Origin of the sequence: Vibrio sp. Isolate34 (genome assembly GCF_022397915.1) — a bacterium.
Classification (GTDB): Bacteria; Pseudomonadota; Gammaproteobacteria; order Enterobacterales; family Vibrionaceae; genus Vibrio.
This window is the reverse complement of sequence record NZ_JAKEUO010000011.1, coordinates 57,011-67,379: the sequence shown is the minus strand read 5'-3', so window position 1 is coordinate 67,379 and position 10,369 is coordinate 57,011. Positions and strand designations below refer to the sequence as shown.

9 protein-coding genes and 1 pseudogene are annotated in these 10,369 nt (G+C 44.1%); 4 read left to right on the top strand and 6 right to left on the bottom strand.

Features of this window, described 5'->3' with window-relative positions; translation table 11 throughout:
* Nucleotides 1-643 precede the first annotated feature (643 nt).
* On the bottom strand, nucleotides 644-1,573 hold the full coding sequence (gene speB / locus L1D22_RS13255) for an agmatinase (RefSeq protein WP_239830141.1): 930 nt from the start codon (nucleotides 1,571-1,573) through the stop codon (nucleotides 644-646).
* Nucleotides 1,573-3,495 (bottom strand): arginine decarboxylase, encoded by a 1,923-nt coding sequence (gene speA, locus L1D22_RS13250; protein ID WP_345772809.1) that lies wholly within the window; start codon nucleotides 3,493-3,495, stop codon nucleotides 1,573-1,575. The genes speB and speA overlap by 1 nt, the downstream gene beginning before the upstream one ends.
* Before the next feature lie 548 nt (nucleotides 3,496-4,043).
* On the opposite strand from speA, the gene L1D22_RS13245 reads away from it, so the two are divergent.
* From L1D22_RS13245 to L1D22_RS13230, 4 genes and pseudogenes are all read left to right on the top strand, one after another.
* Nucleotides 4,044-5,480, top strand: coding sequence for a coniferyl aldehyde dehydrogenase (locus L1D22_RS13245; RefSeq protein WP_239830140.1), 1,437 nt, complete (start codon nucleotides 4,044-4,046; stop codon nucleotides 5,478-5,480).
* Nucleotides 5,477-6,055 (top strand): TetR/AcrR family transcriptional regulator, encoded by a 579-nt coding sequence (locus L1D22_RS13240; protein ID WP_239830139.1) that lies wholly within the window; start codon nucleotides 5,477-5,479, stop codon nucleotides 6,053-6,055. The genes L1D22_RS13245 and L1D22_RS13240 overlap by 4 nt, the downstream gene beginning before the upstream one ends.
* Before the next feature lie 489 nt (nucleotides 6,056-6,544).
* Nucleotides 6,545-7,135 (top strand): annotated as a pseudogene (locus tag L1D22_RS13235) (ATP-binding cassette domain-containing protein); the annotation flags it as partial.
* Between the two features lie 165 nt (nucleotides 7,136-7,300).
* Nucleotides 7,301-8,539, top strand: a complete 1,239-nt coding sequence (locus L1D22_RS13230; protein ID WP_239830138.1) for a leucine-rich repeat-containing protein kinase family protein — start codon at nucleotides 7,301-7,303, stop codon at nucleotides 8,537-8,539.
* 103 nt (nucleotides 8,540-8,642) lie between these two features.
* Here L1D22_RS13230 and L1D22_RS13225 read toward each other — a convergent pair whose 3' ends face one another.
* The 4 genes from L1D22_RS13225 to rpmI all read right to left on the bottom strand — a co-directional run bounded on the left by L1D22_RS13225 (nucleotide 8,643) and on the right by rpmI (nucleotide 10,274).
* Nucleotides 8,643-9,080 (bottom strand): hypothetical protein, encoded by a 438-nt coding sequence (locus L1D22_RS13225; RefSeq protein ID WP_239830137.1) that lies wholly within the window; start codon nucleotides 9,078-9,080, stop codon nucleotides 8,643-8,645.
* Between the two features lie 26 nt (nucleotides 9,081-9,106).
* Nucleotides 9,107-9,424, bottom strand: coding sequence for a N(4)-acetylcytidine aminohydrolase (gene yqfB, locus L1D22_RS13220; protein ID WP_017630814.1), 318 nt, complete (start codon nucleotides 9,422-9,424; stop codon nucleotides 9,107-9,109).
* A 259-nt stretch (nucleotides 9,425-9,683) separates the two neighbouring features.
* Nucleotides 9,684-10,037 (bottom strand): 50S ribosomal protein L20, encoded by a 354-nt coding sequence (rplT, locus tag L1D22_RS13215; RefSeq protein ID WP_004733517.1) that lies wholly within the window; start codon nucleotides 10,035-10,037, stop codon nucleotides 9,684-9,686.
* Nucleotides 10,038-10,079: 42 nt separating this feature from the next.
* Nucleotides 10,080-10,274: a 50S ribosomal protein L35 gene (gene rpmI / locus L1D22_RS13210; protein WP_004738430.1), complete on the bottom strand. Its 195-nt coding sequence runs from the start codon at nucleotides 10,272-10,274 to the stop codon at nucleotides 10,080-10,082.
* Between the last annotated feature and the right edge of the window lie 95 nt (nucleotides 10,275-10,369).

Below are 10,369 nucleotides of genomic sequence, written 5' to 3'. Positions count from 1 at the left end.
ACACTATTCTCTAGCGCTGTGAAAATTATTTGTAATAGCAATTTCAGGTTTCATTTGAATGCAGAATTAACTCTCATCAACGGCAATCCATTGTCACGTCCAACTGGCCTGAAAAGAGAAAAGCATTTCGCCTGTTTTTTTATAGTTTACTTACTCTTAAGCCTAGTCTTCCCCATAAAAAATGCCATGTCTGTGCTAAGGGACGCCTTTTCACAAATCGAGGTATTCTTGTTGGGGTTTGAAAAACTTAGTTAAAAGTTAGTATGGTGCTGATTTATATGCAAATAAACTCTTAATGTAATTGCACCTCATTATTTATAAATATATACAGCAATAAAGTTGATAAATCATTAGCAAACATGGGGCATTAATTGAGGCTAACTATGCGTTTGTAGCAAAGCAGAAGTAATTCCCATTTGTGAGACACTAATTAGCGGAAAGGTGGTGAAACTCGAATCAAAAACAATCAAATAAGTTGCATAAAGCGTATCTGACGGAATTTTAATCAACTGATAAACAACTGCTAACCACTTCAATTTGGTCACAGGTTCTTTTCTGGAAGTGATAAACAAAAAAGCCCACCAAGTTAAACCTGGTGGGCTTTTGAATCAGTATGCAGCGTTATGCATTTAGTTGTAAAATATTATGATTTAGCGAGGCGATTCGCCGTCCAAACATAAAGTAATTCAAGCGCAATCGTCGCGCCAGCCAAAGCGGTAATCTCACTTTGGTCATACGCTGGAGAAACTTCTACAACGTCCATACCAACCATATTGATGCCTTGCAGGCCACGGATGATTTTCAGAACTTTATCTGAGTTCAAACCACCACACACTGGCGTACCAGTACCCGGAGCAAAAGCAGGGTCCAGACAATCGATATCAAAGGTTAGGTAAACTGGCTTATCACCAACAATACCTTTCACTTGATCAATTATCTCGTCCACACTCATGTCATTCGCTTGCATCGCATTGATTACGTTGAAGCCGTGACCTTCCTGTTTATACTCGGTACGGATACCAATTTGCACTGAATGCTCAGGCGAGATAAGACCTTCGTTTGGTGCATGGTAGAACATGGTGCCGTGGTCGTAACGGCTGCCTTGGTTGTAGGTGTCAGTATGTGCGTCGAAGTGAATCAACGCCATCTCACCGTACTTCTTACCATACGCACGTAGTAAAGGCAGTGTAATGAAGTGATCGCCACCTAAACCTAACAGAGTTTTACCACTATTTAGAATCGCGTCAGCTGCTGCTTCCAAACGCTGAGTTAGGTCTTCTGCGTCACCGCAATCAAACACAAGGTCGCCAGCATCAATCACTGAGGTATGTTCAAGTACATTGAAGTCCCACGGGAATTTCTTACCTTCCCACGCCAAGTTTACCGACGCACGACGAATCGCATCAGGGCCCATGCGAGCGCCCGGACGACCCGACGTTGCCATATCTAACGGCGCGCCCAACACAACCACATCAGCATCGTTATCAATTGGGTTCTGTACCAATGGACGACGCATAAACGTCATCGCGTTGGAGTACAGAGAGTAATCTGGTTTGGTAAATAGATCGTTCATTAAAAATCCTCAAGATAGGTGTAACCCATCAAGCCTTGCTCTAACTCTTCAAGTACGCTTTGTTGCTCTTGTGCTGGTACTTTCGCCGTGACCAAATCTTTGTAATTCTGACGAATCAGATCCGTATCGATGTGAACATAACGCATCATGTCTTCAACTGTATCGCCTTCATTGATGTAGTCGATATTCGCTTGACCGCCTTCATCAACATTCACCACTACACTGTGCGTGTCACCAAATAGGTTATGCATATCACCCAAGATCTCTTGGTATGCGCCTACTAGGAAGAAGCCCATTAGGTATGGTTCATCTGGGTTCCATGCCGGCACTGGCAACGTAGTTTCAATGCCTTGACCATCAACATACTGGTCAATCGTACCGTCAGAGTCACAGGTGATGTCCAACACTACAGCACGACGCTCATCCGCATTGTCTAAACCGCTTAGTGGCAATACAGGGAACACCTGATCAATACCCCAAGCGTCTGGCAATGACTGGAATAGTGAGAAGTTCACGAAGAACTTATCCGCTAAACGCTCGCTCAACTCATCCAAAATTGGACGGTGGTAACGGTTCTTAGTGCTCATGCGAGTGCTAAGCTCGTAGTTAATACGCAAAGACATTTGCTCTGCCCAAGCACGATGCTGAAGATTCAGCATGCCTGTTGCAAATTGGTTGTGCGCTTCTGCAATATCGCTCTGAGTGTCGTTGTAGATCTCAATCAACGCACGATCATCATTACCAGCATCGAGCTCTAAGAAGTTCTTCCACATGTTGTTTAGCAACATTGGAGCTTCAGCTTCTGGCGCAGCCATGTCTTCCGGCGAGTAGCTTTCAGTACCAATCACGTTGGTGATCAACACAGCATGGTGCGCTGTCAATGAGCGACCAGATTCTGAAATAATCACAGGTTGTGGCTGATTGTAGAGCTTACAAATGTCTCCTACCGTCATCACGATGTTACGAGCGTACTCAAGCAGGCCGTAGTTCATTGAGTTTGAAGATTGGCTACGTGTGCCGTCGTAATCGACTGCTAAACCACCACCAACATCTAAGAACTTCAGTTGAGCGCCAATATCACGCAGTTCACAGTAGAAACGAGCCGCTTCACTCACACCGTTGCGTACGTCGCGAATGTTCGCCATTTGCGAACCTAGGTGGAAGTGTACGAGCTCTAGAACATCCAGTTGGTCTTCTGCTTTCAAACGTTCGATAACGGTAAGCACTTGTGATGCAGACAAGCCAAACTTCGACTTCTCACCACCACTTGCTTGCCATTTACCCGCGCCTTGAGAAGCAAGACGGATACGTAAACCCAAACGAGGTTTCACGCCCAATGCTTTCGCTTCAGAAAGAACAAGATCAAGCTCAGACAGTTTCTCTAGAACGATAAATACTTTGTGTCCTAGCTTCTCGCCAATCAGCGCAAGACGGATGTATTCTCTATCTTTGTAGCCGTTACACACGATCACAGAGCTCGCTTTTTGAGCCAGCGCCAATACTGCCAATAGCTCAGGTTTGCTGCCCGCCTCTAGTCCTAGCTGCTTTTGCTCTAACTGAGCTTGGCTCGCTAAGATCTCATCAACCACTTCTTTTTGCTGGTTAACTTTAATCGGATAAACAAGTAGGTAACGATTGTCGTACTGATATTCGTCGATCGCTTGGTTAAATGCGTTACAGATATTGTGCACACGTTGATGCACTATTTGAGGAAAACGCACAAGAGCAGGTAAACCAATATTTCTTTGCTCTAACTGTTTTACGATCTTACTTAGGGGAACTTGATGATCCGTTTCGCTCGGTGAAACATACACCTCACCGTTGTCATCAATTCCATAAAAACCTTGGCTCCAGTGCTTTACATTATACTCAGCACGGATGCGTTCCAAATTAACCGAATTTTCCAATTCTAGAGACCTCACACTATAGGGCCATCGACAGAAGATACCTCTTTGGAATAGCGAGGTATAACCCAACAAAAAACGCTCGAAAACGATTTGTTGGCTGCATTAACCGATATTATGAAGAGTGAGTCCAACCATTGATATTTGTGGTTACGATTACGTTTTTTTATCGACAGATCGACTTAAAGTGACAGGTAAGGAATTACAAGGTTTTAGGCTAAAAATCAGGCGGGAGCGCATTAAATTTAAAGCACTTTCTAACAAAAAAATCAGGTGAATAAAATAGCAATCACACCTAAAATCCCAAGTTAATTTGGTGATGTTAAGTCAGGGTTGTGACAAATATGCGCACTTCCTTGTCTGAACTCTCGCTCTCACCAACACAGCTTATATCCCGCGATTCAACGCCGATTAATGCCTCACCTCTTCCAACCCAAAATCACTCACTTCAAAGTTGGAACCGCTCAATTATTAAACTTTTCTCGCGCATACCTTGTATTCGATTCGATCTTCTTGTAATTTTAACTGACCAACCAATCGGTCAGCCTTCGAATTTAGGGGATACTATGAGCCATAATCTAGACCTTGAACCAAACACGTCGAGCACCAACGACATGGATCAAATATTCAACCGACAACAAGATCACTACAGTAACAACGTTAATCCAACACTCGAGCAGAGACGAAATGATCTCTCAGTATTGAAAAAACTATTAATGCGTTATCAAGAGCAGTTAATTGAAGCGGTATCTGAAGATTATGGCCATCGAGCAAAGCACGACAGCTTAATTGCTGACATCACTCCTTCCCTACACCAGATCAATTACAGTGCGAAAAACCTTAAGAAGTGGTTGAAACCTTCACGCCGTAAAGCTGGTTTGATGCTAACCCCAGCGAAGATAACCGTTCACTATCAGCCAGTGGGTGTTGTCGGCATTATTGTTCCTTGGAACTTCCCAGTAATGCTCGCTTTGGGCCCTCTCATCACAGCGTTGGCGGCAGGTAATACCGCAATGCTCAAGATGTCTGAGTTTACTCCTGCGACCAACCGTGTTTTAAAAGCAATGTTGGCCGAAGGCTTCAGTGAAGATCAAGTTGCGATCATCGAAGGTGAAGCAGATGTGTCCGCTAAATTCAGCCAGCTAGCGTTTGACCATATCCTGTTCACAGGCTCAACCGCTGTTGGTAAGCACGTGATGAAAGCTGCCGCTGCTAACCTAACGCCAGTGACACTTGAACTTGGCGGTAAGTCTCCAACCATCATCGCACCAGATTTCGATGTCGCAGACGCGGTTGAACGCATCCTGTTTGCCAAGAGCTTAAACGCAGGTCAAATCTGTGTCGCACCGGATTACATCTTATTGCCACGAGAGAAGGTCGATGCATTTATCACCGCTTACAAGCGCTACTTCAAGAAGCTCTATAAAGCAGGAATTGAGAGCAAAGACTTAACCTCAGTGGTTAACATGCGCCAGTACAATCGACTAAAAGGTGTGGTTGAAGATGCGAAGTCAAAAGGTGCTGTGATACACACTGTCACCGAGCAGGCACAAGACGACGTGAACCACAGAATGACACCGCACCTTCTAACCGAAGTGAACGACGACATGATCGCGATGCAAGAAGAGTTGTTTGGCCCCGTTCTGCCTATCGTGCCTTATGATTCTATTGAAGAAGCAATTAGCTACATCACAACAAGAGAACGTCCACTTGCGTTGTACCTAATGAGTCACGACAAACAGACTCAAGAGCTGTTCTTATCTGAAACACACTCAGGTGGCGTTTGTATTAACGACTCTCTGGTACATGTGGCAGCAGAAGACGCACCGTTTGGTGGTATTGGCCCTTCAGGCATGGGACACTACCACGGCATTGAAGGCTTCAAGACCTTTAGCCATGCGAAAACCGTGTTGACTCGAGGCAAGATCAACTTCACTAAGTTGATGCACCCTCCATATAACAACCCAATCAAAAAAATGATGTTCAAAGTACTGAATCGATGATTACAAAAAGGCAAAAAATCCTAGATGCTGCGCTCCTACTCTTCTCTCAACAAGGGTTAGAGGGCACATCTACTGGGCAGATAGCGAAGACCGCAGGTGTAGCAAAAGCGACGCTGTTTCATCACTTTGAGAACAAATCTCTACTGATTGATGAACTGTTTCGTGAACTGAAAATAGAGCTATTTTCTACCCTAGACCAGCATACAGAAATCGCTGAACAAAACCGCTATCAAGCCTTTAAGTTCATGTGGATGACAGGGATTGATTGGGCGTTAGAAAACCCTGTCGCCATGAAGTTCTTCACTAATGTTCATTTTGACCCAACGACTCAAACTCGTGAAGTCATTGTGTCGCAGATGTTCGCATCACTCGATGACATCGTACTGAAAGGACAAGAGGCTGGTGAGTTAATGGTGTTAGACATTAATCTTGTTAGACACTTCATCCACAGCCATTTTTTGATTTGTGCAAACTGGCTAATCGAGCAGGACGAGTTGTCGCAAGAGCAATCAGCCAAGTACATCAATGATAGCTTTGATATGTGTTGGCGAGCTGTCGGCGGACAAAACCTGTAATCTCCACACTCTTAGAAGCTACTGCTTTCAAAGAACACTCTAAAGCGCCTCATGGTTATCTCAGGGTTATATAGGCGCTTTAATTATTTGGATGCATTTTAATCAGGTCACCATATTGACTTTAAGCACCCTCTTTCAGTAACATCCCACCATCATTTCAAAAGAGAATAACGCCATAATGAAGTACTAACATCCTGACATCCGATTTATTTTTATAAAAATTATTTGGACACTCGGGGTTAGTGGGCGTTACTTCGTCATTTATTTTCGCGACAAATCAAGTTCTTAAAGATCCGTCTTTTGACAAACTGAATCTTGCAGAACTGTACCTCAAAGACAGAAATCACCTCATCACAAGTTTTCTATTTTTGATTGGTCATCTACCTAAGTAACGTCTTTGGCGATCTATTGTTAGATTCCTACATTGGAGTCTATGTATAAAAGCGCCTCACCCCTTTTACTCGTTTACACGTAAAGGGAGGTATTTTAATGCCGACTATATTAGCCAATAATCTCTCATTTCAGCTCGATACTGGTGAGTGGTTATTCAAAGACATCACCTTAAATCTGAACACGCGCCTTACAGGCCTAGTTGGAAGAAATGGGGCTGGAAAGTCATTGCTACTTTCACTACTCACCGGGCAAACACATCCAACATCAGGCAGTGTTTCCAGACAAGGTTCGATCGGCTTTTACTCACAATTACCTTCAGAGTTTTTGGATAGCGAAATCAACATTGCTGACTTTTTAGGTATCACTGAAAAGCTCAATGCCTTGCAAGCCATCGAACAAGGTAGCTGCGAAATTCAGCACTTCAATATCGTTGGTGACGATTGGGATTTACAAGAAACCACTCATCAGTTTTTAGCTACATTGAAAATAACCAGTGAGTTAACTACACCGTGCAACACATTAAGCGGTGGCCAACTTGCCCTCTTGCAACTTCATCGCTTATTTACATCGAATCACGACATATTAATTCTCGATGAACCAGACAATCACCTGGACATCGACTCAAAACAAATACTGGCGTCGGCTTTGCGTGAATATCAAGGCGCGTTCGTCCTAGTCAGTCATGATGCTGATTTTGTTGAGGAGGTCGGTGTCAGCCAAAATCACATACAGCTTTAAACGTCGTCAATTCGTTCAATGCGCTTAGTTAGGCGAGCATCGTTCCGGTGCTCGCCTTTCTCGATTGAGACAAGTACACTACGCGCCTCGAACATCTATTCATAAGGCTAAGGTTTGCATACTCTAGAACAATTGAAATCAGGGCAACTAAAAGGTATTAAGCGCTTAAAGCTGTCAGAAGGTCTCACCGAGTTTCCACTAGAGATCTTAGAGCTCGCTGAATCACTAGAGATTCTGGATCTTTCAGGAAATCAGCTGTCTGAGCTTCCACAAGAGTTAACACAGCTGACTAACCTGCGTATTATCTTTGCGTCGAATAACCTGTTCACGCACCTTCCTGATGTTCTCGGTTCGCTTCCTAAGATTGAAATGGTTGGCTTTAAGACCAACCAAATCAAAACCGTGAGCGAAGAGTCCCTACCCGCTCAATTGCGCTGGTTGATCCTGACCGACAATGCCATCGAGGTTCTGCCTAACTCACTAGGTGAAAGACCACGACTGCAAAAACTGGCACTCGCAGGCAACCAACTTCGTACTTTACCTGAGAGTATGGAAAACCTATCCAACCTTGAACTGGTTCGATTGTCTGCAAACCAACTGACAGAATTTCCTGAGTTCCTTATTAAGCTACCAAAACTGGCCTGGCTAGCGTTTGCGGGTAACCCATTTTGCAAACACCCTAGCAGCTTAGATAGCGTGCCTGCGGTTAGCTCTCAAAGCTACTCGCTAAATCAAGTTCTTGGCCAAGGCGCATCTGGCGTGATCTCTCATGCAAGCTGGCTCAACAGTGACTTTGATTTTCCACAGGAAGTGGCGGTTAAAGTGTTTAAAGGCGAAGTCACCAGTGACGGCTACCCACATGATGAACTGGAAGCGTGCCTTCAAGCTGGTCACCACAGCAACTTGGTAAAATCTATCGCCCAAGTAGAGGAACAAGATTACCGAGCTTTGGTGATGGAACTCATTCCAAGCAGCTACTACAACCTAGGGCTACCACCAACACTCGAGACTTGCACGCGTGATACTTTCCCAGAAGGTTTCGAACTTCCGATCGCGCAAATCGACAACATCGTTGCTCAGATGATTGATGTATTTAATCACCTACACGACAACAAGGTTTGTCACGGTGACTTGTATGCACACAACACCCTAGTCAATGAACAAGGCCAAATGATCTTTGGCGATTTTGGCGCGGCGACTATCTACGGTTACCTAACAGAAGAGCAGCAACAGGGGATTCGACGCATCGAAGCTCGCGCTCTCAAGTACTTTATTGAAGACCTATTAACGGTTTGCTCTACTGACGACATAGATTCAGAACTGTACAAGAAACTTGAAAACTATCACGCATAAGCGCTACCAAGCCCAAGTAGTCAATCAAGGTTCGATAGAAATGAAAAAAGCTAACGTTTGCCGTTAGCTTTTTTGCTTTTGGACTTTGATGAGTCAAACCGAGTTAACTAGCTTCCACCTGAACAAGCTTAAGATAAGAGTGAAGCTCTTGGTTTTTATATTCCACCGCTGAGTGGATATTCAAGTCTTTACACGCAACCACATCAAACTGGTAACGATTGTCACCTTTGCTGATTTCAACGTGCAGCAACCCGCCTTTCAGCAACCAATGACCTTGAGTTTCAAACCGGTCAAACAAACGGTATTCCGTTAGGCTACCATCCGAATGAAAGTGAACCTCAGTAATGTACCCTGCAGGACAACTTTTTACCCAAGTACGCCCTAAGACATCCTCTGCAACAAAGTTTCTTTTGCTCTCGCACCACTTTAAATAATCAGCGCTCTCGCTCAGGTCACTGTCTAAGTCGTGTTTATCCAATAACTTTTGCTCTTGCTGTTCGCGGCAGTAAAGTTGAAGCAGTGTCTGTTGGTTATCACTCATTAATCGCCATCCCTAGCTAATAAGACTTAAGCTACCAACTCATAAGAGACAACATAAAGCTCAGAGATCCCAGGGTAGATGTCTTGAATTACGCCCTTCAGAACTTCCAATGTCATATTCTCTTGCTGGGCATGGAACTCGCCCAGTTCATCAAACAAGATTGGCTCAACGCTGATGATCTTAAGATTACAGAACACACGTCCTTGCTCTAGTGTTGATACTTCCACAACGCTGCCTGGCTGGTAATCGCGCTCAGATTCATCACGAATAGTAATCGTCTTTTTGCCTGAAAGGATATCGGTTTCAAAACGTTCGAAGAACGTCATAGTGGTAGGTGCGGTCATTTATCTCTATCGCTTAACATTGAAAGGTTAGGTAGATGTTTATATACCAGAATGCTTGTTCAAGCGAATAAAAATTAGGTGCGAGATGCGAGATGCGAGATGCGAGATGCGAGATGCGAGATGCGAGATGCGAGATGCGAGATGCGAGATGCGAGATGCGAGATGCGAGATGCGAGAGAATACGGCAGAGCTAAATTACAGGCAATAAAAAAGGAGAACCGAAGTTCTCCTTTTCTTAAACCTTTAAGCTAACTCTAAATTATAGAGATGCTTTCGCTTTTTCAACTAGAACAGCAAATGCTGCTTTGTCGAATACTGCGATGTCAGCAAGAATCTTACGATCGATCTCGATAGATGCTTTCTTAAGACCGTTGATGAAACGGCTGTAAGATAGACCATTTTGACGAGATGCCGCGTTGATACGTGCAATCCAAAGTTGACGGAATTGACGTTTCTTGTTGCGACGGTCACGGTAAGCGTATTGACCAGCTTTGGTAACTGCTTGGAAAGCTACGCGGTAAACACGTGAACGTGCTCCGTAGTAACCTTTAGCTTGTTTTAGAACTTTCTTATGACGTGCACGAGCTTGTACACCACGTTTTACGCGAGGCATTATGCTTCTCCTAAACTAAACGAATTTATAAACTAAAAAGAATTAAGCGTATGGCATCATACGTAGAACTTGAGCAACTTCACATTTAGGAAGGATCGAGTTCGGACGTAGCTGACGCTTGTTCTTAGTAGTACGCTTAGTCAGGATGTGACGTTTACCAGCGTGCTTAAACTTAATACCACCAGCAGTTTTCTGGAAACGCTTAGCAGCACCTTTGTTGGTTTTCATCTTAGGCATGATGAATAACTCCGCATTGTTGAGTTGTTAATAACATAGTAATTAGGGCGAATAAAACCCCGCAACCTGAGGCTGCAGGGTTCAATTACTTGCAA